Here is a 23,972-nt window from a genome sequence, read left to right on the forward strand (position 1 = left end):
GCGGGCCAAAAGCGACGAAAAAACGGCGAAAAAAAGGGCACGGTCAGCGCGATGCGCCGCCGTGCCAGCATGGAGAATCCCGGATGGAGGGTGTGGCGGAGCCCGGCGGGCCCCGCCCGGATGACCGGCCCTCGGGTCAGAAGCGCGTGCGGATGCCCGACGTCAGTTCGAGCTGGTTCTTCGCGCCGAACGTCGACGACACCTTGTAGCCGCCATGCAGCTTCATGTAGTCGCCGGCCAGATACACCTCGGTGCGCTTGCTCAGGTGGTAGAACACCGACCCGTAGATCGTCTCCTTGAAGCCGTTGCCGACGCCGTTGGTCAGGCTGAACGCGCCGAGGTTCGCGTTCGGCGTGAAGCCGTCGGCGTTGTACGCGGCGTTCTTGATGCGCATCTGCTGATAACCGAGCTCGTAGTCGAGCGCGCCCTTCGGCGCGATCTTCATCGACACGGTCCACGAATCGTCGTGGCGCTGGCCGAGCGCGCCCTGGTCGCCGTTGTAGCGGAAGTAGCCGGCATTCAGGCGCACGATGCTGAACGAGTAGTCGCCGCCGACCGAGAACGTCTGGTTCCTGAAGCCGTTGTGGTTCACGTGGTTGTAGAAGCCCGACACGGCGAACGGCCCGCCGTTGTAGCCGAGCGCGACCTGGTATGCGGAGCCGGTCGCGAACGAGGTCGAGTTGCTGAACTGGTAGCCGGCGCTCGCGAAGATGCCGTTGCTGAACAGCTTCTTCCACGCGACGCCGTTGTTGTAGCGCGTGCCGGTCGGCCCGGCCGCGTAGAAGATCATCTGCTTGAAGTTGTTCGAGTTGGTCCAGCCGCCTTCCTCGGTCGTCAGCTTCGCGGAGCCGTACGCGTCGCCGTAGATCGCCGACGCGTCGCGCGCGATCGTGTTCTGGAAGCCGGCCGTCAGCTTGCCGAAGCGCTCGTCCTCGACGCCGACCCACGCGTCACGGTCGAAGATCTGGCCTTCGTCTTCCATCTGGCCGTTCGCGACCACGAATTCGCTTTCGAGGCGGAAGATGATCTTCGTGCCGCCACCGATGTCCTCGGCGCCTTTCAGGCCCCAGCGGCTGCCGCTGAACCACGGCTCGCCTTCGTTGCCCATGCCGATCACATGGTTGCCGTTGGCGTCGGCGTGGGTCCGGTAGGTCGGAAAGCTCAGGTCCATCAGGCCGTAAAGCTGCACGCTCGACTGCGCCTGCGCCTGGGTGCCGGCGCACAGGCCTGCCGCCGCGATGGAAAGGGCAAGGGTTTTTCGTTTCAAGATCGTCTCCTCCGAGCTGCCGCATTGAAATCTGTTTGTTGGCAGTACGTAATGTATGCCGATTGTTGCCGACCACAGCGAGAGGGCCGACGCATAGCATCGTAGAGGGGGCAATCCTTCACGCCGCTTTCCCGGAGGAAAGAATCGGATCGGTGAAAACACCGAAATCGCAATAATCGGGAATCGGGCAAGCCGGCAGCCCGCGGGCTGCCAAAACAACATTACGTGCTGCGAATCGATGCCGCGGGCCGTGCCGTCAGTCCTGCGCGGTCTTCGCGCGCAGGATATAGCCGAGCCCGCGCAGCGTGATGATCTCGGCCGTGCTGAGCGCGAGATGCTTGCGCAGCCGGTGGATGTAGATGTCGATCGCATCCGCGCTCGGCTCGTCGTCGAGCGCGAACACGCTGTCCATCAGCCGCGCCTTCGATACCGTCTTGTTCTGCTGCAGCATCAGCGTTTCGAGAATCGCATGCTCGCGGCGGCGCAGCGCGAGCACCGTGTCGCCGCAGCGGAATTCACGCGTGCCGAACGCATAGACGAGATCGCCGCACACGAGCTGCGTCGTGCCGACGCCGGCCTGCCGGCGGATCAGCGCGCGGATCCGCGCGACCAGCTCGCGCGATTCGAACGGCTTGACCACGTAGTCGTCGGCGCCCGCGCCGAAGCAGTCGACCTTGTCGTCGACCGAGCCGTGCGCGGTCAGCATCAGCACCGGCACGTTGTCGTTGCGGCGCCGCAATCGCGCGAGCACCTCCTTGCCGCTGATGCCAGGCAGCCGCATGTCGAGCAGCACCGCGTCGTAGCGCTCCGTTTTCAGCACCGTATCCGCGCGCTCGCCGTCGCCGACGCAGTCGACCGCGAAATCCTCGCCGCGCAGCAGGTTCACGATCCAGTGCGCGAGTTCGGCGTTGTCTTCGACCAGCAGGAGTTTCATGGCGACTTCATCTCTTCAAGGAAACGTCGGGCCGCCCCAAGTTTCCCGCCCGGCAGGAAGTCCCCTTCGGGGGCCTGGCGCGCAGCGACCGGTTTGGGGGCACTCTTCAATCGTACGCGGGCAGCCGCACGGTCACGACGATACCGCGATTGCCGGGGCCCGGCGCGAGCGACGCGCTGCCGCCGTGCGCCTGCGCGATCTCGCGGACGATCGCGAGGCCCAGGCCCGAGCCTTCGGTGTCGGCCGACACGCGGTAGAACCGCTTGAACACGTGCGGCCGCGCTTCGGCCGGAATGCCGGGGCCGTTGTCGACCACCTCCAGCACGACCGCGGCGCCGTCGCGCCGTGCCGCGACCGTCACGCAGCCACCCGGCTGCGTATAGCGCACGGCGTTGTCGACGAGGTTCATCACCAGCGCGGTCAGCAGGCTGTCGCTGCCCGCGACGTCGAGCCGTTCGCCGAGATCGGCGCCGAGGTCAATGTTGCGCTGCTGCGCGAGCACGATCGTTTCCTCGAGCACGCTCGACACGACGGCCGCGAGATCGACGCGATGCGTGAGCAGCGTCGACGGCGTCGCTTCCGCGTGCGCGAGCAGCAGCAGCTTGTCGGTCACGTCGGCCATCTTGCGGCTGCTGCGCTGCATGCTGTCGAGCACCGACGCCAGCTCGCGATCGTCGTGGTCGCGCTGCTGCGCGTACTGGATCTGCGTGTCGAGCACTGCGATCGGCGTGCGCAGCTGGTGCGCGGCGTCGGCGATGAAGCGACGCTGCGTGGCCGTGTGCGTATTGAGCCGCGCGATGCACTGGTTGATCGCGTCGACGATCGGCCGCAGCTCGTGCTGCAGCCGCTCCGGGCGGATCGGCTCCAGTTCCATCGGCCCGCGGTCGGCGACGTCGTCCTTCAGCTTCATCAGCGGGCGCAGCTCGAGCGTGAGGCCGAGATAGACGAGCACGATCGCGAGCACCAGCATCAGCGACAGGCGCACGAGCTGCGGCCGCCAGATCGTCGCGACCATCGCGTCGTACGAGCGCGTCGTCTTCGCGACGATCACCGTGACCGTCTCGATCTGCCCCTCGTCGTACAGCTGGCGATCGTAGGCGGCCGCGCGCAGCCGCACGCCGTCGAGCGACGTGTCGTACAGCGTCGGCTCGACCCCGTGCCGCCCGGGCACCGCGAGCGCCGGGTTGCCTGCGAGCAGCCGGTCGTGGCCGTCGATCACCTTGTAGAACACCGAATCGCCCGACGGCGATTCGAAGATCTCCAGCGCGGCCGGCGGCACGTCGGCCGCCGGCCGCCCGTTGCGCCATTCGACGTCCTCGCCGATCGTGCGCGCGGACGCGACGAGCGCGCTGTCCTGCACGAGCCCGGCCGTGCGCCGCGCGGTGTCGTACGACATCGCGCCCGCGATCAGCACGAAAGCCGCGAGCGGCAGCAGCAGCCACCACAAGAGCCGCCCGCGCAGGCTGTGCGCCATTCCGTCTCCTCAATGCCGAACCGCGCCGGGGCAACCGGCGCGGTTCGGGCGTGTCATTCGATGATGCGTGCGTTGCTCAGAACGCGGCGGGGCGCCACTTGAGCAAGCGCTTCTCGAGCCAGGTCAGCAGGTAGTCGGCGGCCAGCGCGACCACGGCCAGCACGATCATCGCCGCGAACACGCCGCTCGCGTTGAACGCGCCCTGGGCGGTGGAGATTAGCAGCCCGATGCCCTGCTTGGAACCCAGGAATTCGCCGACGACCGCACCGACCAGCGCGAAGCCGAAGCTCACGTGCAGGCTCGCGAGAATCCACGACAGCGCGGACGGAATCACGACCGACGTGGTGATCTGCCGGCGCGACGCGCCGAGGATCTGCGCGTTCGCGATCAGGTAGCGGTCGGCTTCGCGCACGCCCTGGAACGCGTTGCCGAACACCACGAAGAACACCATCACGACAGCCAGCGCGATCTTCGACGCCATGCCGAGGCCCAGCGCGATCACGAAAATCGAGCCGAGCACGACGCGCGGGATCGAGTTCGCGATCTGGATATAGAGGCCGAACACGTCGGACATCAGCTTGTTGCGGCCGAGCACGATCCCACAGAGCACGCCGGCGACCGAGCCGATCAGGAAGCCGATCGTGGTTTCCTCGAGCGTCACCCAGACCTGCGTAAGCAGCGGCCCTTGCGACGTGCCGTTCGCGAACCAGTCCTGGAGCTGCGCGAAGATCAGCGTCGGCTGCGAGAAGAAGAACGGATCGATCCACTTCAGGCGCGCGGCGAGTTCCCAGCCGCCCAGCACGACGACGAGCACGGCGATCCGCAGGCCGATGATCAGTTGCCGGCGGCGGCGCAGCCGGGTTTGAGCGGCACGCGACTCGTCCTCGAGCGACGTTGCCGGAATGGCGGTGGGGGGAAGCGTCATGTCGGTCATGCTCCTGTCCTATCCTGTCCTGTCCTTGCTGCTGTCAGCCGATCTGCACTTCTTCGCGCAGGTCGTGCCAGATGTCCTTGGAAATTTCGATGAAGCGCGTGTCGTAGCGAATCTCCGACGTGACGCGCGGGCGCGGCAGGTCGATCTCGTACACGCGCTTGAGCGTCGCGGGGCGCGCGGTCAGCACGAACACGCGGTCGGCGAGCGCGATCGCTTCTTCGAGATCGTGCGTGACGAACACGACCGAGCCCTTGTTTGCGGACCACAGCTGCAGCAGCTCGTCCTGCATCAGCGTGCGCGTCTGCATGTCGAGCGCGGAGAACGGCTCGTCCATCAGCAGGATTTCCGGCTGGTTGATGAAGGTCTGCGCGAGCGCGACGCGCTTCCGCATCCCGCCGGAGAGCTGGTGCGGGTAGTGTTTCGTGAACTTGTCGAGGCCGACCTTGCGGATCCATTCCTCGGCCTGCGCGTAGGCGACGTCCTTCGAGCGGCCGCGAAACAGCGGGCCTGCCGCGACGTTGTCGATCACGTTGCGCCACGGGAACACCGCGTCGGCCTGGAACACGAAGCCGATGCGCGGATCGATCCCGTCGACCGGGCGGCCCATCACGCGCACCTCGCCGGAAGCCGGCTTCAACAGCCCGGTGATCAGGTTCAGCGTGGTCGACTTGCCGCAGCCGGTCGGCCCGACGATCGCGATGAACTCGCCGCGCGCGACGCTCATGCTGAAGTCGCGCAGCGCGACGGTGGCCTTGCCTTCCGGCGAAATGAAGCGGCACGACACATTGCGAAACTCGATCGCCGGTGTGCTCGGAGAAACTGCCTGGGTCATCGCATTCGTCCTGCGGGTGAGGAGGGCGCCGCATCGTGGCGGCGCCGGGCCGGTCAGCCGGGCCGGAACGGGGAACGCGCGGCGGCGGGATCGCCGCCGCCGGCGCCGAGATCGATTACTTCGCGTTCACGAAATCGTTGGTGTAGGTGCGCGCCAGGTCGATGTGCTTGCCCTTCACCGACGGGTTGAACGCCGACAGCACCTTCAGCACGGTCGCCGGGCCGTCGGCCGGCATCTTCGCGTCGGCGGTGTACATCGGCAGCGATGCCTTCAGTGCGGACACGTAAAGCGCCTTGTCCTTCTGGTAGTCGGCTGGCATCTTCGCGGCGATCTCCTCGGCGCTGTGCGTGTGGATGAACTGCATCGTCTTCGCGAACGCGTGCGCGAGCTTGGTGGCTTCGGCCTTGTGCGAATCGGCCCACGCCGACTGCACGTACAGGCTCGCCGCCGGATAGGTGCCGCCGAGCGCGGCGCGCGTGCCTTCCAGCGTGCGCAGGTCGACCAGGACCTTCGCGTCGCCCATCTTCTCGAGCGCGGACACCGTCGGCTCGGTCGTCATCCCGGCGTCGATGCGGCCCTGCTTGATCGCGGCGATGAAGCTCGCGTCGGCGCCGACCGGCAGCATCGTGTACTGCGTCGACGGCACGCCGTGCTGCAGCGCGAGATATTGCGTGAGGAAGCTCGTCGACGAGCCGAGGCCGGTCACGCCGAGCGTCTTGCCCTTCGCGTCGGCCATCGACTTGAAGGTGGGTGCCGCCTTCGTCGACACCATCTCGACCTCGCCCGGCACCTGGCCGAACACGGCGATTGCCTTTACGTCCTTGCCCTTGCTCTGCAGGTCGATCGTGTGGTCGTAGAAGCCGACGACGCCCTGCACGGCGCCCGCCAGCAGCTCGTTCTCGGCGTCGACGCCGGCCGGCTGCGACAGCAGCTCGACGTCGAGCCCTTCGGCCTTGAAGTTGCCGAGCTCCTGCGTGAGCCGCGCGGGCAGGTAGATCAGCTTCGCGATCCCGCCGACCATGATCGTGATCTTGCCGCCGTCGTCGGCGAAAGCGGGGTGAGCGGCGAGCGCGCAGCTCAGGCTGGCTGCCACGGCGAGGGTGCGCAGGATGGGTCGCATCGGGGTCGTCTCCTTCGTTGTATTCGTATGGCGCGATGCTTGCTGCATCGTCCTGACGAGTATAGGGAGGCGAAACCTTCCGGTACCTTTCGCGGGCGGGCGATTCCTTTAGGGGTTTTCCAGCAATCGGCGGCTCAAGCGGCCTGGCGCCACCCGATCAACACCCGCCCCATTGCATCCAGCCCCATGTCGAACAGATGCGACACGAACGGCACGAGGTTCGGGATCATCAGTTGCACGAGCAACAGCCCGACCAGCATCGTGACCGGAAAGCCGATCTGGAAGATGCCGATCTGCGGCGCCGCGCGGTTCAGGATCCCGAGCGCGAGGTTCGCGATCAGCAGCGCCGCGACGACCGGCAGCGCGAGCAGCAGCCCCATCTCGAACACGGTCGCGCCGAACGCGGCGAGCGTGCGCCAGCCGGGCGCGTGCAGCAGGTCGGCCGACACCGGTAGCGTCTGGAACGACGCGGCCAGCGCCGCGAACACCTGCAGGTGGCCGTCCACCGCGAGAAACGCGAGCATCGCGATCGCGTTCAGGAAGCGGCCCATCGCCGGCGTCGCGCCGTTCGAATGCGGGTCGAAGAAGGTCGCGAAACCGAGCCCCATCGACAGGCCGATGAAGTCGCCGGCCGCCTCGACGGCCGCGAACACGATCTGCATCGTGAAGCCCATCGCGACGCCGATCAGGAACTGCGTGACGACGATCCAGATGCCGTGCGCGGAGAACACCGTGACGCCCGGCATCGCGCCGAGCGTCGGCGCGACGACCAGCGCCAGGAACGCGGCGATGCCGATCTTCACGCGCACCGGCACGGCCGCATGGCCGACCACGGGTGCCGTCGCGACGAGCGCGAGCATCCGCACGAACGGCCACAGGAAGGCCGTCAGCCAGCCGTTGAGCTGCGCGTAGGTAACCGAGAACATCGGCGGGGAACGAAAGCCGGACGCGCCGCTCAGCCGGCGCCGAGCGTCGCGACGTGCAGCAGCGTCTGCCGCAGGTAGTCGAGCATCGTCGTCAGCATCCACGGGCCTGCGATCACGAGCGTCGCGGCCACCGCGAGCAGCTTCGGGATGAACGACAGCGTCGATTCGTTGATCTGCGTCGCGGCCTGGAACAGGCTCACGACGAGGCCGACCGCGAGCGCGACCAGCAGCAGCGGGGCGGCCAGCAGCAGGCCGACCATCATCGCCTGGTGCGCCAGCGTCATCACCTGTTCGGGTGTCATCGTGCGCGTCCTCCGCTTACGTGAAGCTCTGCGCGAGCGAGCCGATCAGCAGCTGCCAGCCGTCGACCAGCACGAACAGCATCAGCTTGAACGGCAGCGACACGGTGGACGGCGACACCATCATCATCCCCATCGACATCAGCACGCTCGCGACGACCATGTCGATGATCAGGAACGGGATGAAGATCGTGAAGCCGATCTGGAAGCCGGTCTTCAGCTCGCTCGTGACGAACGCGGGCACCAGCAGCGACAGCGGCACGTCTTCCGGGCCCTGCATCGGCGCGGCCTTCGAGATCTTCGCGAACAGCGCGAGATCGGTCTCGCGGGTCTGCTTCAGCATGAAGGTCTTGAACGGCGCGACGCCGCGCTGCACGGCCTGCTCCATCGGCATCGAGCCGTCGGAAAACGGCTTGTAGCCGTCGGCGTACGCGCGGTCGAGCACCGGCGACATCACGAAGAAGGTGAGGAACATCGCGAGGCCGACCAGCACCTGGTTCGGCGGCGTCGTCGCGGTGCCGAGCGCCTGGCGCAGCAGCGACAGCACGATGATGATGCGCGTGAAGCTCGTCATCATCAGCAGCATCGCCGGCAGGAACGACAGCATCGTGAGCAGCAGCATCGTCTGCACGCTCAGCGAATAGGTGGTGCCGCCGTTCGGGCCCGGGCTCGTGTTGAACGCGGGCAGGCCGGCCGCCTGCGCGCACGCGAGCGCCGGGGCGACGCAGAGGATCAGCACGGGCGCGAAGCGCGCCGCGCGACGCAGGAATTCGTGTTTCATCGGAATGCGAGTACGGAAAGAGGGCGCGACGCCATGTCAGCGGTCCTTGCCGCGTCCGAAGCGCTTCGCGGCTTCGCCCGCGAGCGCGTCGCGAAACCGCGCGCCGAACGTGCCGGGCTGGCCGCCGCCGGATGCGGGGCCGCCGGCAGGTGCCTCGACCGTCGCGGTGGCCGCCGCCGAGCCGGCCGGCAGCGTATGCAGCAGCCGCACGTTGCCCGGCGCGACGCCGAGCACGAGCCAGGTGTCGCCGATCTCGACGATCGTCGCGCTTTCCTTCGCGCCGAGCGCGACGCTCGACACGACCTTCAGCGGGCCGCCGCGCCGCGCGGGCTGGAACCCGAAGCGGCGCGCGAGCCACGCGCAGCCGAACACGAGGCCGATCACGACCGCGAGCCCGACGAGCGTCTGCAGCACCGCGCCGACGCCGAGCGACGGCACGGCCGAGCCGACCGTCACGCTCGATGCGATGGCGCCGGCGTTGTTCACCGCGTTCATGTCGGCGGCACCGGCGGGCGCGCACGCAAGCGACGCGGCAACGGCAGCCGCCGCCGCGATCGCGAACAGGCGCGCGCGGCGGCCGGACGTCACGACTTTCATCGATTCAGCTTCCGGATCCGTTCGGCCGGCGTGATGATGTCGGTCAGCCGGATGCCGAACTTGTCGTTGACCACCACGACCTCGCCCTGCGCGATCAGGCAGCCGTTCACGAGCACGTCCATCGGCTCGCCGGCGAGGCCGTCGAGCTCGACGACCGACCCCTGCGCGAGCTGCAGCAGGTTGCGGATCGCGATCTTCGTGCGGCCGAGCTCCACGGTCATCTTGACCGGGATGTCGAGAATCATCTCGATGTCGTTGTGCGTCGAGCTGGCCGCGGCCTTCGACAGCGGCTGGAACACGCCGGCGCCGGTCGCGCCCGCCTGCACCGGCTGCTGGTTCTGCTCGGCGAGCGCGGCAGCCCAGTCGTCAATGCCCGAATCCTCTTCCGCGGCGGCGGGCGCTGCCTGCACGGCCGCGGCCGATTCCGCGAGGGCCGCGTCGGCGAGTGCCTGCGGGTCGAGTTCGGTCGTCGGGTTCAGCTCACTCATATCCACCTTCCTTCATCGTGTCGCCCGCGCTGATCATCTTCTGTACGCGCAACGCATATTGACCATTGAAAATGCCGTAGCCGCACTCCATCACCGGCACGCCGTCGACCTTCGCGGTGATCGTGTCCGCGATCTCCAGCGGCAGCACGTCGCCCGCGCGCAGGTTCAGGATCTTCTCGAACGTCGACGGGATCTCGGCGAGATCCGCGCTCAGCTCGACCTCGGCCGACTGCACCTGCTGCGACAGCACGCGCACCCAGCGGCGGTCGACTTCGAGCGCCTCGCCCTGGATCGGCGACGCGAGCACGTCGCGGATCGGCTCGACCATCGAATACGGCATGCAGATGTGCAGCGTGCCGCCGGTCGGTCCGAACTCGATCGAGAACTGCGTGACGATCACGATCTCGTTCGGCGTCGCGACGTTCGCGAACTGCGTGTGCATCTCCGAGCGCACGAATTCGAACTGCAGCGGCCGCACGCTCTTCCACGCGGTCGTGTAGTGCTCGAACACGAGGTTCAGCAGCTTGCCGATGATCCGCTGCTCGGTGGCCGTGAAGTCGCGGCCCTCGACGCGCGTGTGGAAACGCCCGTCGCCGCCGAACAGGTTGTCGACGACGAAGAACACGAGGTTCGGGTCGAACACGAACAGCGACGTGCCGCGCAGCGGCTTCACGTGCACCAGGTTCAGGTTCGTCGGGATCGGCAGGTTGCGGGTGAACTCGCTGTACTTCTGTACCTTCACCTGGCTCACGGAGATTTCCGCCGTGCGCCGCATGAAGTTGAAGATGCCGATCCGCAAGAGGCGCGCGAAGCGGTCGTTGATGATCTCGAGGCCGGGCATCCGGCCGCGGACGATCCGCTCCTGCGTCGCGATGTTGTAGGGGCGGACGCCCGACGTATCGCGCTGCTCGTCGATTGCGTCGGTTTCGCCCGTGACGCCCTTGAGGAGGGCATCGACCTCCTCCTGGGACATGAACTCCTGGTGGCCCATGCGCGCTCCTTTTCCGGCCGCGTTACTGGACGACGAATTCGGTGAACAGCACGTCGTCGACCTTCGCGCGCTGGTTGCCCGGCTGCGTCGGCTGTTCGATCAGCTCGCGCAGCTCCTTCGCGAGCGAACGCTTGCCGTCCGGCGTCGCGAGATCCTCGGGATGCTTGTTCGACAGCGCGAGCAGGATCCGGCTGCGGGTCTCCGGCATGCGCGCGGTCAGCTGCTCCTGCGCCTTCGGGTCGGTGAGCTTCAGCGACAGGCCGACGCGCAGGTAGTGCTGCACGCCGTCGTCCGACTGCAGGTTGACAGTCAGCGGGTCGAGCGGGAAGAACACCGGAGCGGCCAGCGGCGCCGGTTCGGCGGGCGCGCTCGCATGGCCGACGCCGGTCTTGCTCAGGAACACGTACATGCCGCCCGCGGCGGCGGCCGCTGCGCCCAGCGCGATGACGGCGATGAGCGCGATGCGCTTGAACTTGCCGGACGAGGCCGGCTTGTCGGCAGTCGGGTTTGCGGTCGTGGAGGCCATGTGAATGCGTGCGTGATGTCTCGTAGCATGCATTGTTCGGCATCCGGGCCGAGCCCGATGGGCGGAAAAGAGGGGGGAATTGCGGCTATCTCAGCCGATTGTCGGCCGGGTGTCGGCTCGATGCAGGGTACGAGCGGCGGGAAAACCGCGTCTGCGAGCGGTGAGGCAGGCGACCGGCGGGCATCCGGGCCTTCGGGCGGGAAGGGCGGGCGGCGGCACCCGCCCGCGCATCGTCAGATCGGCAGCAGCGACAGCAGCGGCGCGATCAGCACCATCGCCACGCCCGCGATCATCATCGTGAGGCTCGACACGACGCCTTCCTCGCTGCCGATCTCGCGCGCCTTCGCCGTGCCCACGCCGTGGGCGGCCGCGCCGAACAGCGCGCCGCGCGCGAGCCGCGTGCGCATCGGCACAAGCGCGAGCACGATCTCGCCGAGCAGCATCCCGCAGATGCCGGTCGCGATCACGAACAGCGCGGTGAGGTCCTTCGGCGCATGGATCTTGTCGGACACGGCGAGCGCGAACGGGGTCGACACCGAGCGCGTCATCAGCGAGCGCTGCAGCTCAGGCGACAGGTGCAGCAGCTTCGCGAGCAGCAGCGATCCGCATACGCCGGCACCGATCCCGACCGCGACGCCGACCGACAGCGACAGCCAGTGGCGCCGGATCAGGTCGCGATACTCGTAGATCGGCACCGCGAACGCGATCGTCGCCGGGCCGAGCAGCCACATCAGCCAGCGCGTGTCGCGGAAGTAGACCGAATACGGGATGCCGGTCAGCACGACGAGCAGCGCCAGCACGCCCGGCACGAACACGAGCGGCGAGAACAGCAGCGTCTTCCTGTATGCGTAGAGCCGCTTCGACACGAAATACAGGACGACCGTCAGCACGAAGCAGCCGACGGAGATCGCGGTATTCACGCGGTCGGCGGACAGGTTCGACAGCAGCGCAAGCATCGCAGGCTCCGGCTCAGTGGGCCGACGCGGTCGCGAGGCGCGCACGGCGGCGCTCGGCGAACACGCGCTGCGCGGCGAGCCGGCGCTCGAGCTTCGCGGCGAGGTCGACCGCCACCGCCACCGCGACCATCACGAACGCGGTGCCGGCGAGCATGACCAGCGCGATGCGCCAGCCGTCCTCGCGGAACAGCCCGCCATACTGGACGGCCGCGACAGCGGCCGGCACGAAGAACAGCAGCATGTCGGACAGGAGCCAGTTCGCGCCGTCCTTCACCCACGCGGGCGCGACCCGGCCCGAGAACAGCAGCGCGAGCAGCACCGCGAGGCCGACCACGCCGGACGGCACCGGCAGCCCGACCGCGCGCACGGCCCAGTCGACCGCCATCCACAGTACGCCGAGCGCAGTGGCCTGCAGCACGATCCGGCCCGTACGCGCAACGTTGCCCGCGGCGGCGGGGCGGGCGGCGGCAGTGGCGGTCGGCTTGGTCATGGCGGGCTCCATACAGATATTGCGTTGATGGTGTGAGTATAGGGTTTCCCCTAACCATAAATAAAATGACTTGTCTCTATCCTTGTCATTCCAATTCGGAATTCAGCTTGGTTCGTTGCACCAACTTGGGGAGTCATCGATGGAATTGCGCGCGCTGCGGTACTTCGTCGAGGTGGTCCGTCAGCAGAGCTTCACGGCGGCCGCCGACCGGTTGTTCGTCACGCAGCCGACCATCAGCAAGATGGTGAAGGCGCTCGAGGACGAGATCGGCTCGCCGCTGTTGCTGCGCGACGGCCGGCAGATGGTGCTGACCGACGCGGGGCGGATCGTGTTCCAGCGCGGCCAGGACGTGCTCGCCGCGCAGGCGCAGCTGCAGTCGGAGCTGAAGGATCTGGGCACGCTCGGGCGCGGCGAGCTGACGATCGGCATTCCGCCGCTCGGCGGGTCGCTGTTCACGCCGATCATCGCCGCGTACAAGCAGCGTTATCCGAACATCGAGCTGAAGCTGTTCGAGCAGGGCGCGCGGATGATCGAGGCCGCGCTGATGTCGGGCGAGCTCGAGCTCGGCGGGCTGCTGGAGCCGGTCGATCCGGCCACGTTCGAGCGACTGCCGATGGTGCGCGCGCCGCTGTGGCTGGTCGCACCGCGCGAGTCGCGCTGGGAGGATCACACGGCCGTGCCGCTCGCCGATCTGGCGCGCGAGTCGTTCGTGTTCTACGCGGAGAGCCTCGCGCTGCACGACGCGGTGCTCGACGCGTGCCGGCAGGCCGGCTTCACGCCGTCGATCGTGAGCCGCAGCGGTCATTGGGATTTCATGGCCGCGCTGGTGCACGCGGGCGTCGGCATCGCGCTGTTGCCGGAGCCGTATTGCCGGCGGCTCGATGCGCGGCAGTTCACGTGCCGGCCGATCGTCGAGCCGGAGATCACCTGGGCGATCGCGCTCGGCTGGCTGAAGAAGGGTTACCTGTCGCACGCGGCGCGGGCGTGGCTCGACGTCGCGCGGGCGACGCTGCCGATCGCGTCGGGCGACGATCTGGCCTTCGGCGGGTTGCGGGCGCGGGAGTGAGGCGCGCGGCGCGGGCAGAATTCAGACGTGCTGAATCGGGCCCGCGTACCGCGCAACGGTGTGGTCGTGCGTGAGCAGCGATACACCTTCCGAAATTGCCTGCGCGATCAACAGCCGATCGAACGGATCGCGATGGACCGCCGGCAACTGCTCGACGCAGAGAACGTGCGCGCTCGTGATCGGCAATTCCACGTAGCCGACATCGAGCAGGTTGCGACGGAGCAGATGGGGATCGACCTGGAAATCGTCCCGATCCAGTCCGCGCTTGATCACGATTTCCCAGAGACTCACGACACTGAAAAGCAGGGTGTAAGCCGGATCCTGAATGATCGACCGGGCGCTGCTCGGTAGTTCCGCAGCGTCGGCCGCCGCCCAAAGGAGCAGATGGGTGTCGAGCAGGACTTTCACGCGTCGCCCTCGAACAGCCTCCGAATGGCCTCGTCACCCATCGTGTCGAAATCGTCGGGAACCTGAATCTGTCCCTTCATGAAGCCGATCCGAGCCGGGGGAACGGCTTCAGGCGCATTGATCGGCACCACCTTGACGAGCGGCTTGCCGGCTTTCGCGATCACGAACGGTTCGCCCGCGTGGACGGCTTCGTCAATCAAACGCGATAGATTCGTCTTCGCGTCATGCATGTTGTAGGTTTGCATTACCTCATCCCATGTGAACTAAGTTCAGTAATCTACTTAGCTTAGTCCGAACGGAAGGGGCTTGCAAGACGAACAAGGTGCAGCGAAAACGGTCCAGCCTCCGCGTTCAATGCCCCATCGCCGGCCCCGCGCCTTTCCTCGGCTTCGTGATCCACACGAGCGCCGCGAGCGCGATGAACACGCCCGCCGACAGATGGAAGAAGTCGTTGGTCGCCATCATGAAGCCCTGCTGCGTGACGAGCTGGTTGAGCTGCGCGTTGGCCGTCTGCCCGACGATCCCGAGCTGCGCGAGCGCGCCCTGGTAGTCGGTCGTGCTCTGCGCGTAGATGCTCACCGATTCCGACAGCCGCGCGTGGTGATAGATCGCATCGTTCTCCCAGAACGTCGAGCTGGCCGCGGTGCCGATCGCGCCGGACAGCGTGCGCAGGAAGTTCGACAGCCCGGACGCGCTCGCGAGCCGCTCGTCGGAGATGCTCGACAGCGTGATCGTCGTCATCGGCACGAAGAAGCACGCGACGCCGATCCCCTGCACGAGCCGCGGCAGGATCACGTGGTTGAACGGCACGTCGAGCGTGAACGTCGAATTCCAGACCGATACACCCGCGAACACGATGAACGCGAAGCTCGCGACCATCCGCAGGTCGAGCCGGTGCATGTTGCGCCCGATCAGCGGCGACAGCACCAGCGCGAGCAGCCCGACCGGCGCGGTCGCGAGGCCGGCCTTGCCGGCCGTGTAGCCCATCACCGTCTGCAGCCACAGCGGGAAGATCACGACCGAGCCGAAGAACGCCATGAAGCCGAACGAGATGATCAGCGCGCCGAGCGCGAAGTTGCGGTCCTTGAACAGCGACAGGTCGACCACCGGTTCCTTCTCGGTCGCCTCCCACACGAGCATGAACGCGAGCGACACGACCGCGATCAGCGCGAGCGCGACGATGAAGCTCGAGTTGAACCAGTCGCGGTCCTTGCCGAGGTCCAGCATCATCTGCAGGCACGATACGCCGATCACGAGCAGCGCGAGGCCGATCGCGTCGATCCGCTGCTTCGTCGTCTTCGTCTCGCGGCCGCGCAGCAGGAAGTATGCGCAGGCCGCGGAGAAGATGCCGATCGGCAGGTTGATGTAGAAGATCCACGGCCACGTGTAGTTGTCGCTGATCCAGCCGCCCAGCAACGGGCCGAAGATCGGCGCGACGATCACCGTCATCGCCCATAACCCTAGCGCGAGCCCGCGCTTCGCGGGCGGATAGCTGCGCATCAGGATCGTCTGCGACAGCGGCACCATCGGCCCGGACACGAGGCCCTGCAACAGCCGGAACGCGATCAGCGTCTCGAAGTTCGACGCGAGGCCGCACAGCGCCGACGCGATCGTGAAGGCGAGCACCGACAGCGTGAACAGGCGCACCTCGCCGACCCGCCGTGCGAGCCAGCCGGTCAGCGGCACCGCGATCGCGGACGCGACCGAATACGACGAGATCACCCACGTGCCTTCGCTCGTCGCGACGCCGAGGCTGCCCGAGATGGTCGGCACCGCGACGTTCGCGATCGACGTGTCGAGCACTTCCATGAAGGTGCCGAGCGCGAGCCCGACGGTGAGGAGCGCGAGCGCGCCGCCGGTAAGCGGCGCGGGTTGGGCGGCAGGTGGCGCGGCGGATGCCGTGGTGGCGGACATCGGAATCTCCTAGACGCGGCACGCGCAGCGCGCCGGCACAACACACGGGCGCACCCTATCGCGCGGCCCGGACGGGTGGAACGGGTGAGGGGAGAGATGGAGCACGTGCCTCGTCATCTTCTGCCCAGACAGAGAAATAAGCGAATGCTTAACCTAGACATCGGGCCTCCCGCGCTCAGCAATCCGGTTCGTCGGGCTTCGGGCAGCCGGCATCGCCGGGCCCGTTGGCGATGAACCGCTGCAGCAGGCCGGTGAGCAGCGCGAGTTCGTCGGCCGAGAAACCGGCGAGCTGCGCGTTCAACGCGGTCGCGATCAGCGACGGCAGCGCGCGGGCCGCGTCGGCGCCGCGCTCGGTCAGCGTCAGCTCGATCACGCGGCGGTCCTGTTCGCTGCGCGAGCGCGCGATCAGGCCCTTGCGCTCGAGGCGGTCGAGCATCCGGGTCATCGAACCGCTGTCGTACGACATCTTGCGCGACAGCTCGAACGGCGTGCGCGCATAACCGCGCGACAGCAGCAGGATCACGCCGATCTGCTGCGCGGTGAGGTCGTACGGCTCGAGTGCGCGGTCCATTCGCTCGACGAGCGCCTGCCGGGCCTTGGTCAGGTAATAACCGAGGCTCGTTTCCAGTGCGATGGTGTCGGGATCGTAGAGGCCGCCGTTCATGCGAATTGCGCGCGCAGCAACAGTGCGTTTCAGGTCAAAACGCGCCCAGTATCTTGAAAAATGATTGCTTAGTCAATATTATTTCAGGCAACCAGTTACGACGTGCATGCTGCACTGCCGGAGACGATGTTCTGACCGCTCAGCCCGCGCTGCCGGGCACCCGAGGATGTTCGCAATGCTGTTCCTGAAAAATGCCGCCGGCGCGCTGCGCCGCAACCTGACCGATACCGCTCATCATGTGTTCTCCGGGCCGCACCGCGGCTGGAAGATCGCGCTGTACGTGACGATGCTGGTGGTGCCGGGCGGGTCGCTCGCGGCGCTCGGGTTTGCCTGGTTCGATCACCGCCGGCAGCGCAACGCGAAGGGCGCCGCCCGCCGCACGAGCCGGCCGGCGGCCACGGAGCCGTCGACATGGCGGTCCGCTGCCGATCCCGTCCCGGTGCCCGCGCGCTGCCACTGACACCGCTCGCTCCCGTCATCCCGACCGAATGCCGGCCGCACCCCGCGGCCCGGCTTCGTCTGCGCCGCATTCGTCGCCTGCCTCGAGCGCAAGCGATCCGTAATGACCGGTAAACCGGCCGGCCGCGCCGGTAACACATTCGCGTCGCCGCGCACCGTACCCTTAGGGCTGCGCGGCTTTCCCGCCGTCAGTTACCATTTGTCCGCCAGCGGCACGACGACCGCATCGCGCGACGCCGCTCGCCGGCCGCAGCATCCCGACAGGAAAACCACCATGCCGTACGCTCCCCTCCCGCGCGCCCTTCGCCCGCTGAGCGCCGCCGTCGCCGTCGCGACGGCCGTGCTGCTCGCCGGCTGCGCCGTCGGGCCCGACTATCACCGGCCCGACACGTCGATCCCCGCCGCCTTCAAGGAAGCGCCGGCCGGCTGGAAAGTCGCGCAGCCCGCCGACCGCGCCGACCGCGGTCCGTGGTGGAGCGTCTACAACGACCCGCAGCTCGACGCACTGGTCGGCAAGCTCAACGCATCGAACCAGACCATCGCGCAATCGGCCGCCGCGTACCGGCAGGCCCGCGCGCTCGTCGCCGAAGCGCGTGCCGCGTACTTCCCGACCGTCGGGCTGACCGCCTCGGGCTCGCGCTCCCGGACGGGGCGTACGTCGTCTTCGTCGAGCTTCGGCAGCAGTTCGTCGATCAGCAACAGCTACAGCGTCGGCCTCGACGCGAGCTGGGAACCCGACCTGTGGGGCAAGGTGAGCCGCACCGTCAGCGCGCAGCGCGCCGGCGAAGCGGCCGCCGCGGCCGATCTCGCGAACGCGCGGCTCTCGCAGCAGGCGCTGCTCGCGCAGACCTACTTCCAGCTGCGCACGTCCGACGCGCTGCAGAAGCTGCTCGACGACACCGTGAAGTCGTACGGCGAATCGCTGAAGCTCACGCAGAACCAGTACGCGCAGGGCGTCGCCGCGCGCGCGGACGTGATCCAGGCGCAGACGCAGCTGCAGAGCGCGCAGGCCGCGTCGATCGACAACGGCGTCGCGCGCGCGCAGTACGAGCATGCGATCGCGACACTGATCGGCGAACCGGCATCGACGTTCTCGCTGGCGCCGAACCCGCTCGCGGCGGAGCCGCCGATCACGCCGGTCGACGTGCCGTCCGCGCTGCTCGAGCGCCGGCCCGACATCGCGGCGGCCGAGCGCCGCGCGGCGGCCGCGAACGAGCAGATCGGCGTCGCGATCGCCGCGTTCTTCCCGACACTCACCCTGTCAGCCACCGGCGGCTTCCAGAGCTCGGTGTGGTCGCAACTGTTTACGCTGCCGGCGCGGTTCTGGACGGTCGGCCCGCAGCTCGCGGCGACGCTGTTCGACGCCGGCCTGCGCGCCGCGCAAACGGATGCCGCGCGCGCGACCTACGACCAGGACGTCGCCGCGTACCGCCTCGCGGTGCTCACCGCGTTCCAGGACGTCGAGGACAACCTCGCGTCGCAGCGCATCCTTGCGCAGGAAGTCGACGTGCAGCGGCAGGCCGTCGACAGCGCCCAGCATGCGCTCGCGATCGTCACGAACCAGTACAAGGCCGGCACGGTCGCCTACCTGAACGTGCTGACCGCGCAGACCACCGCGTTCACCGCGCAGCAGAAGCTCGCGACGATCGCCGGCCAGCGGATGGTGTCGTCGGTCGGGCTCGTGAAGGCGCTCGGCGGCGGCTGGGATGCGTCGGACCTCGCGCGCGAAACGGGTGACATGGCGGCACCGGCGCCGGCATCCGGTGCGGCGGCGCCGGCCGCGACCGCGCCGTCGGCCGCCGTGCCGCTCGCGCAGAAGTAAGACGGAAAGGAGAGGGTGGCGCGCGTCAGCGCGTCGCGTCGCCGAAGATCAGCGACACTTCGTTGTTGCCGATCGGATGGCCGAGCAGGTTCAGCAGCCCCGCGAGGTTCGCCTGCTGCTCGGGCGCCGCATGCGCGGTGCCGCGAAACGAACCCTGGCCGGGGCCGAAGCTGCCGTGTCCGTCGAGGAACAGCGGGCCCTGCGTCGTCGACAGGTCGAGATCGGCGCCCGAGCCCTTCGCCTGCAGCACTGCGCGATACGACCCGAGCGGCTTCACGCGCGACACGCGCGAACTCATCGAATCGATCGTCACCGTCAGCTGGCCGAACGCGCTGTTGCCGATCATCCGCCAGTCGGTCCAGCCGAGCCGCACGTCGCCCTGCAGGTCGAGCGTGTTGAACGGCGTGCCGAGCCCGGCAAGCAGCGACGCGGGCACGGCCATCGTGCCCGCCGACAGCACGGCGCCGCGCCACGTCGCGTCGAGCGTGACGGCGTCGGGCATCGCCTCGGTCTGCCGCATGCGCATCCGCACGCGCCCGGTCAGGAGCGGCCAGAAGCCCGTGGTCCATTCGACCCGCCCCGGCAGCAGCGTTGCCGCGCTCTGGTCCGCGCCCGGTGCGAGCATCAGCGTGCCCGAGCCGTGCCACAGCGATCCGTCCGGATCGACGAGGTTCACGTGGCCGCCGCTCGCGCGCGCGAACTGCGGCGCGATCCACGCGGCCGGCGCGAGCGCGACGAGCGTCAGCGCCGTCGCGAACCCGCCCGCCACCACCCACGGCAATGCGGCCACGAGCCGCCTGATCCCTGGCCTCATCGGCCGGCCGTCGCTGGTTTCATCCACTGCGTCATTTCTGCGTCGAGGGTTGCATCACGGCCGTCAGGTCGACCTGGCCGTCTTCCTTCAGTCCGGTCACGTGCGCTTCGCCGACCTGCACCTTGAACTGCCGGCGCGCGTCGTCGAGCCACTGCGTCCACACCGGAAACGAGGCGTTCTTCATCTGGATCTGCACGCCGTTGCCGACGACCTGCACCTGCGCGCCCTGCAGCCCGTGATCGGACAGCGACGCGGTGAGCGCGTCCTTCAGCGCAAGACCGGTCGGCGCGACGCCTTGCGCGGCGGCCGTCAACGACTTCGCCTCGTTGGCCTGCGCGGTCATCTGCGCGAGCTCCTGGCGCATCGTCGGCAGCGCGCGCCGGATCCGCGCGCGGCCTTCCTCCGCGGGCGACCACAGCACCGAATACGCGATCGCGACGGCCAGCACGGCGCCGCCCCAGCCGAGCAGCGTCCGCTCGCGCGGCGTGCGCTCGCCCCAGAACTGGGCCAGCGCCTGGGTCAGTTGTTCCGTCTTCATGAGCGGCTCCGGATCGTCCATTTGCCGGTGCTGCTGTCGACTTCGCCGGTCAGCCCGTTGCGCGCGAGACGCTGCGGGAAATCGGGGTCGACCTTGACCTCCGGCTTGAAGCCGACGTCGAGCCGCCGGTCGTGATAATCGAGCGACGCGATACCGTTCAGCGGCAGCGCGCCCATCGAACGCGACAGCCCGCTCGACAGCGCGAGGAAATCGTTCGGCGACAGCTCGCCCGCCGCGAGGCGCAGCTGGTCGAGCTGACGCTGCATCTGCGCGGGCGGATCGAGCACCGTCGTCGTCTTCGGGAAGGCAGACAGCAGCGTCTCGGTGATCTGCGCGGACAGCGCGTCGCGCTCGCGCGACAGCTTCCACCAGTGCAGGTTCATCCCGATCACCGCGACGCCGAGCGTGGCCGCGGCGAGTGCGATCGGCACGCGCAGGCGCTTCAGCGTCGCGCGGTCGAAGCGCCACGGCTGCGATTCGAATTCGAACTGGCACAGATCGAAGCGCTCGGTCAGCGCACGCCGCGCGAACGCATCGAACGGCAGCGGCTGCGCGCCCGGCAGCAGCGGGCCGTCGGCGCGTCCGACCGACGCGAGGCGCGGCTCCGCGCCCGGTTCGCCGAGTTCGTACAGTTCGACGTCGCCGCCGCCCGCGAGCGCGGCGAGCGTGCCGGCCGCGCGCGACGCGGGCGCCGCGAACCCTTCGCCGAGCGCGCCGCGCGCGACCGCGAATTCGAGACGCGGCGCACCGGCCGCGGCCGGCTGCGCGCCGGCTTCCACGAGCACCGGCTCGATCGCCGTCGTGAGGCCGAGCACCGCGGCGACCGCGGTCGGGCGCGCAGGCGGCTCGACCGCATCCGTGAGCGCGTCGGCTTGGGTGGCCTCACCGTCGGCATGCGCATCCGGTGCAGCTTCCGCCGCCGGCGCGCGCGGTGCGGGCAGGCAGCGCGTCGCGGGCACCGCGCTCAGGTGCCGGTGGCCGGCCGCGGTGAAGGCATCACAGATCGCGCGGAACCACGCGCGGTCGACGACGGCCAGCACGCGGCGGCCGTCGGGCAGCGCGACCGGATCGAGCGCGACATGGCAGCCGAGCGGATCCTGGATCAGCTGATCCTCGACGATGTTCGGCAGCGCCTGGCGCAGCTTCGGCCCCTTGAGCGGCGGCACGGTCGCGGCCAGCAGCAGCACGTCGCGCGCGGCGATGATCAGCACCGTCGCGTTCGCGCGCGGCAGCAGCGCGAGCGCGGCGCGGCCCGCGCGCTGCACCTGGCCGGCCTTGTCCACGAGCGTGAACGGCAGCTCGGGCCACTGCCATTCCTGCAACGGCACGGCCGGCTCGCGCGGCGGCAAAGAAACAATCAGCGTGCTCAAGAGCTCCTCTCCCGGATGGCGTCGTTATAGCTGGTCGCGGATGCGCACGACCCGCGTCGAGTGCGTGGTCGGATCACGATACACGAGCGAGGTGCGATCGACCTCCGCGCGATCGTGCTGAATCCGGCCATGCACGATGAAGTAACTCGAATTGACGTCGACGAGGCTCGAGTCGATCGTCACGTTCGGCGCGCCGGCACCGCGCAGCGCGAGCTGCACGTCGCCGACGTTGCGGAAAAACACGGTCTCGCGCCGCGCTACGAGCGCCTGCGCGGACGACACGCTCATCCCCGGCATCAGCGCCGCGATCACCTCGGCCGGCGCGGTGTTCATGTTCACCGGCGTCGTGGTCGGCAGCACGGTGACGAACGGGCGCAGCCGCGCGATCATTTCGGGCGTGACGCCGTCGACGTCGAGCAGGCTGTCGACGCCGGTCATCACGAGCGGCGCGGGCCCGCGGTCGCCGTCGGACATCCCCGGCTCGTCGGTGAAGTTGCCGGCCGTGTCGCCGCCGGGCACCGGCGCGGTCGCGGCCGTTCCGGCGCCGGGCAGCGTCGGCGTCTGGAAACGCGTCGCCGAGTGCATCAGGCCCGCGCGCATCTGCAGCGCGATCCGCTTCGCGAGCGCGCCGTCGTAGCCGAGGGTCGTCAACAGCCGCTGGAACGCCTGGAGCTGCATTGCGTTGAGCTGCAGTACGCCGGGCGCCGGCGACGACACGAGGTTGCGCAGGTTGTACTTCGCCTGCGCGTCCTCGATCGATCCGGAGATGTAGGTATCTTCGCCGCCGTTGTCGTTCGGCGCGCCGATCCGGCCGAGGAAATCCGACAGCTTCGTCTTCGCGATCGGCACGGCCCAGATCCCGCCGAGATAGGTGATGCCGGGCGCCGTGTCGCCCTCGGAGCGCAGGATCATGCGCGTCCAGTCGAGCGCGCCGCGCGCGACCCACTGCGCCTGCGCGATCACGCGCTGGTTCTCGATGCGGCGAATCTGCACCTGCTGGCGCCACAGCATCCCCGACACGAGGATCGCCGACAGCGCGACGACGAGCAGCGCGGTGATGATCGCCGCGCCGCGCTCGCGGCGGCCGCGTACGGCGCCACGCGCGGCGAACCGGGTACGGTGAGGGCGCGCGCGCATCGTCATTCCCCGACGAGGAAGATGCGCGTGACGGGCACGCGCAGCGACGTCGCGCCGATGCTGACCTGCAGCCCCGTCACGGCCCGCGCCGGCGGCGCGTTGCCGATCTGCGGCACCTTCAGCGCATCGTTGTTCTGCGTGAGCGCGTCGTTGGCCGTCTGCAGGTTGGTGGTCCAGCCGACGCGCGGCACGTACAGCTTCGCGTCGATCGCACCGACGCCGCTCATCAGCGCGACCCAGCTCCAGCCGTCGACGCTGCTGTCCTTCAGCACGTCGCGCAGGCGGTTCGCGCCGTCGAGCGGCGGCGATGCATAGCGCACGACGCGCCCGCCGGCGATCCGGTAGCGGACCACCTGCAGCCGCGGCGCGGCGCCCGGCACGTCGAGCTCGCGGACGATCTGCAGCGTGTTGCCGGCGACGCCGATCGCCGGCTGGCCGGCTTCGTCGTCGGTCGCGGCGAGCCGCGCGTCGATGCGCATCTGGTCGAACATCTGCGCGAACACGCGCTCGTCTTCCATCGCGGCCGCGACCTTGTCGCGGCCGCGCATGATCTGGTCGAGCCCGCGCCACGACAGGATCGCGACCACCGCGAGGATCGCGATCGCGATCATCAGTTCGATCAGCGTGAAGCCGCGTACGCGGCGCGAGCCGGCGGCGCGCAGGGGCCGGCGCGGCATCGGCGCGTCAGAGCGGACGGCTGGTTTCATTCGCGACCACCGTCACCATTTGCGCGAGCACGCCGGCGCGCCCCGGCATGCTCACCGACATCTGCACGCGCCGGAACACCGGGTTCGGCGTCGTGCTCACGCGCTGCGTGCAGACCAGCTGCAGGTTGCCCTGCGAACAGTCGAAGCTCTGTTCGCCGACCTCCGGCCACGCATGCGTGAGGCGCAGTTGCGCGAGCGCGTTGTCGGCACTCCAGCCGGCGAGCAGCCGGCGGTGGAGATCGGATGCATTGGTCGCCATCGTGCCGACCGCGCGGATCGACGCGGCGAGCGCGACCGCGATGATCGCGAGCGCGACCAGCACCTCGATCATCGTGAAGCCGCGCGCCCCGACGAGGCCGGCCGCGGGCCGGTCTCCGGAGGAAGCACGCCTGGGGTGCCCCGAAGGGAGTCCCCTTGGGGGGCGGGAAGCGGCCGGAAAGGGCAGGCGACGACGCATC

28 protein-coding genes are annotated in these 23,972 nt (G+C 68.7%); 3 read left to right on the forward strand and 25 right to left on the reverse strand.

The window, feature by feature from the left end:
- Positions 1-136: 136 nt before the first annotated feature.
- The 15 genes from U4Z31_RS28460 to U4Z31_RS28530 all read right to left on the reverse strand — a co-directional run bounded on the left by U4Z31_RS28460 (position 137) and on the right by U4Z31_RS28530 (position 12,615).
- Positions 137-1,267 (reverse strand): porin, encoded by a 1,131-nt coding sequence (locus U4Z31_RS28460; RefSeq protein WP_321812080.1) that lies wholly within the window; start codon positions 1,265-1,267, stop codon positions 137-139.
- 256 nt (positions 1,268-1,523) lie between these two features.
- Entirely contained in the window at positions 1,524-2,201 is a 678-nt protein-coding gene (locus tag U4Z31_RS28465) for a response regulator (protein WP_044845185.1), read from the reverse strand.
- 106 nt (positions 2,202-2,307) lie between these two features.
- Positions 2,308-3,675, reverse strand: a complete 1,368-nt coding sequence (locus U4Z31_RS28470; RefSeq protein WP_321812081.1) for a sensor histidine kinase — start codon at positions 3,673-3,675, stop codon at positions 2,308-2,310.
- Between the two features lie 76 nt (positions 3,676-3,751).
- Positions 3,752-4,609: an ABC transporter permease gene (locus U4Z31_RS28475; protein ID WP_124520428.1), complete on the reverse strand. Its 858-nt coding sequence runs from the start codon at positions 4,607-4,609 to the stop codon at positions 3,752-3,754.
- A gap of 34 nt (positions 4,610-4,643) precedes the next feature.
- Positions 4,644-5,441, reverse strand: a complete 798-nt coding sequence (locus tag U4Z31_RS28480; protein ID WP_044845187.1) for an ABC transporter ATP-binding protein — start codon at positions 5,439-5,441, stop codon at positions 4,644-4,646.
- Positions 5,442-5,556: 115 nt separating this feature from the next.
- A complete protein-coding gene (locus U4Z31_RS28485) occupies positions 5,557-6,561 on the reverse strand; it encodes an ABC transporter substrate-binding protein (protein WP_044845245.1) in 1,005 nt (334 codons plus the stop codon).
- A gap of 134 nt (positions 6,562-6,695) precedes the next feature.
- On the reverse strand, positions 6,696-7,487 hold the full coding sequence (gene fliR / locus U4Z31_RS28490) for a flagellar biosynthetic protein FliR (protein WP_321812082.1): 792 nt from the start codon (positions 7,485-7,487) through the stop codon (positions 6,696-6,698).
- Between the two features lie 29 nt (positions 7,488-7,516).
- A complete protein-coding gene (fliQ, locus tag U4Z31_RS28495; protein WP_006750427.1) occupies positions 7,517-7,789 on the reverse strand; it encodes a flagellar biosynthesis protein FliQ in 273 nt (90 codons plus the stop codon).
- Positions 7,790-7,805: 16 nt separating this feature from the next.
- Positions 7,806-8,567 (reverse strand): flagellar type III secretion system pore protein FliP, encoded by a 762-nt coding sequence (gene fliP / locus U4Z31_RS28500; protein WP_044845189.1) that lies wholly within the window; start codon positions 8,565-8,567, stop codon positions 7,806-7,808.
- Positions 8,568-8,603: 36 nt separating this feature from the next.
- The gene (fliO, locus tag U4Z31_RS28505; RefSeq protein WP_321812083.1) at positions 8,604-9,164 is read right to left on the reverse strand and encodes a flagellar biosynthetic protein FliO; all 561 of its coding nucleotides are present in this window, start codon (positions 9,162-9,164) and stop codon (positions 8,604-8,606) included.
- A complete protein-coding gene (gene fliN / locus U4Z31_RS28510; protein WP_124486791.1) occupies positions 9,161-9,652 on the reverse strand; it encodes a flagellar motor switch protein FliN in 492 nt (163 codons plus the stop codon). Before fliN ends, fliO begins: the two co-directional genes overlap by 4 nt.
- A complete protein-coding gene (gene fliM, locus U4Z31_RS28515) occupies positions 9,645-10,643 on the reverse strand; it encodes a flagellar motor switch protein FliM (protein WP_124486792.1) in 999 nt (332 codons plus the stop codon). Before fliM ends, fliN begins: the two co-directional genes overlap by 8 nt.
- Positions 10,644-10,665: 22 nt before the next feature.
- Complete coding sequence (gene fliL / locus U4Z31_RS28520) at positions 10,666-11,202, reverse strand: flagellar basal body-associated protein FliL (protein ID WP_124486793.1); 537 nt, start codon at positions 11,200-11,202, stop codon at positions 10,666-10,668.
- Between the two features lie 200 nt (positions 11,203-11,402).
- Positions 11,403-12,125, reverse strand: coding sequence for an LrgB family protein (locus U4Z31_RS28525; protein WP_044845194.1), 723 nt, complete (start codon positions 12,123-12,125; stop codon positions 11,403-11,405).
- A 13-nt stretch (positions 12,126-12,138) separates the two neighbouring features.
- A complete protein-coding gene (locus U4Z31_RS28530; RefSeq protein ID WP_044845195.1) occupies positions 12,139-12,615 on the reverse strand; it encodes a CidA/LrgA family protein in 477 nt (158 codons plus the stop codon).
- Between the two features lie 139 nt (positions 12,616-12,754).
- Here U4Z31_RS28530 and U4Z31_RS28535 point away from each other — a divergent pair, with 139 nt between their 5' ends.
- The gene (locus U4Z31_RS28535) at positions 12,755-13,681 is read left to right on the forward strand and encodes a LysR family transcriptional regulator (RefSeq protein ID WP_044845196.1); all 927 of its coding nucleotides are present in this window, start codon (positions 12,755-12,757) and stop codon (positions 13,679-13,681) included.
- A 21-nt stretch (positions 13,682-13,702) separates the two neighbouring features.
- Here the strand turns inward: U4Z31_RS28535 and U4Z31_RS28540 are convergent, their stop codons facing one another.
- The 4 genes from U4Z31_RS28540 to U4Z31_RS28555 form a co-directional block, all read right to left on the reverse strand.
- Entirely contained in the window at positions 13,703-14,089 is a 387-nt protein-coding gene (locus U4Z31_RS28540) for a type II toxin-antitoxin system VapC family toxin (RefSeq protein ID WP_257775091.1), read from the reverse strand.
- The gene (locus U4Z31_RS28545) at positions 14,086-14,334 is read right to left on the reverse strand and encodes a type II toxin-antitoxin system Phd/YefM family antitoxin (RefSeq protein ID WP_044845198.1); all 249 of its coding nucleotides are present in this window, start codon (positions 14,332-14,334) and stop codon (positions 14,086-14,088) included. Before U4Z31_RS28545 ends, U4Z31_RS28540 begins: the two co-directional genes overlap by 4 nt.
- A gap of 106 nt (positions 14,335-14,440) precedes the next feature.
- Complete coding sequence (locus U4Z31_RS28550; RefSeq protein WP_321812084.1) at positions 14,441-16,003, reverse strand: DHA2 family efflux MFS transporter permease subunit; 1,563 nt, start codon at positions 16,001-16,003, stop codon at positions 14,441-14,443.
- Positions 16,004-16,178: 175 nt separating this feature from the next.
- Positions 16,179-16,667, reverse strand: a complete 489-nt coding sequence (locus tag U4Z31_RS28555) for a MarR family winged helix-turn-helix transcriptional regulator (protein WP_044845200.1) — start codon at positions 16,665-16,667, stop codon at positions 16,179-16,181.
- Between the two features lie 175 nt (positions 16,668-16,842).
- Here U4Z31_RS28555 and U4Z31_RS28560 point away from each other — a divergent pair, with 175 nt between their 5' ends.
- Both U4Z31_RS28560 and U4Z31_RS28565 read left to right on the forward strand, forming a co-directional pair.
- Entirely contained in the window at positions 16,843-17,127 is a 285-nt protein-coding gene (locus U4Z31_RS28560) for a multidrug ABC transporter ATPase (protein ID WP_082088525.1), read from the forward strand.
- Positions 17,128-17,400: 273 nt separating this feature from the next.
- On the forward strand, positions 17,401-18,948 hold the full coding sequence (locus U4Z31_RS28565) for an efflux transporter outer membrane subunit (protein ID WP_321812085.1): 1,548 nt from the start codon (positions 17,401-17,403) through the stop codon (positions 18,946-18,948).
- A gap of 25 nt (positions 18,949-18,973) precedes the next feature.
- Here the strand turns inward: U4Z31_RS28565 and U4Z31_RS28570 are convergent, their stop codons facing one another.
- The 6 genes from U4Z31_RS28570 to gspI are packed head-to-tail and all read right to left on the reverse strand — an operon-like array spanning position 18,974 to position 23,971.
- Positions 18,974-19,762 (reverse strand): type II secretion system protein N, encoded by a 789-nt coding sequence (locus U4Z31_RS28570; protein WP_044845203.1) that lies wholly within the window; start codon positions 19,760-19,762, stop codon positions 18,974-18,976.
- Between the two features lie 31 nt (positions 19,763-19,793).
- On the reverse strand, positions 19,794-20,300 hold the full coding sequence (gene gspM / locus U4Z31_RS28575) for a type II secretion system protein GspM (RefSeq protein WP_044845246.1): 507 nt from the start codon (positions 20,298-20,300) through the stop codon (positions 19,794-19,796).
- On the reverse strand, positions 20,297-21,670 hold the full coding sequence (gene gspL / locus U4Z31_RS28580; protein WP_321812086.1) for a type II secretion system protein GspL: 1,374 nt from the start codon (positions 21,668-21,670) through the stop codon (positions 20,297-20,299). The genes gspM and gspL overlap by 4 nt, the downstream gene beginning before the upstream one ends.
- A gap of 24 nt (positions 21,671-21,694) precedes the next feature.
- Complete coding sequence (gene gspK, locus U4Z31_RS28585; RefSeq protein WP_321812087.1) at positions 21,695-22,807, reverse strand: type II secretion system minor pseudopilin GspK; 1,113 nt, start codon at positions 22,805-22,807, stop codon at positions 21,695-21,697.
- Positions 22,808-22,809: 2 nt separating this feature from the next.
- Positions 22,810-23,514, reverse strand: a complete 705-nt coding sequence (locus tag U4Z31_RS28590; RefSeq protein WP_082088526.1) for a type II secretion system protein J — start codon at positions 23,512-23,514, stop codon at positions 22,810-22,812.
- A complete protein-coding gene (gspI, locus tag U4Z31_RS28595; protein WP_374692776.1) occupies positions 23,492-23,971 on the reverse strand; it encodes a type II secretion system minor pseudopilin GspI in 480 nt (159 codons plus the stop codon). The genes U4Z31_RS28590 and gspI overlap by 23 nt, the downstream gene beginning before the upstream one ends.
- Between the last annotated feature and the right edge of the window lies 1 nt (position 23,972).

This window comes from Burkholderia sp. BCC1985, assembly GCF_905339915.1.
Classification (GTDB): Bacteria; Pseudomonadota; Gammaproteobacteria; order Burkholderiales; family Burkholderiaceae; genus Burkholderia.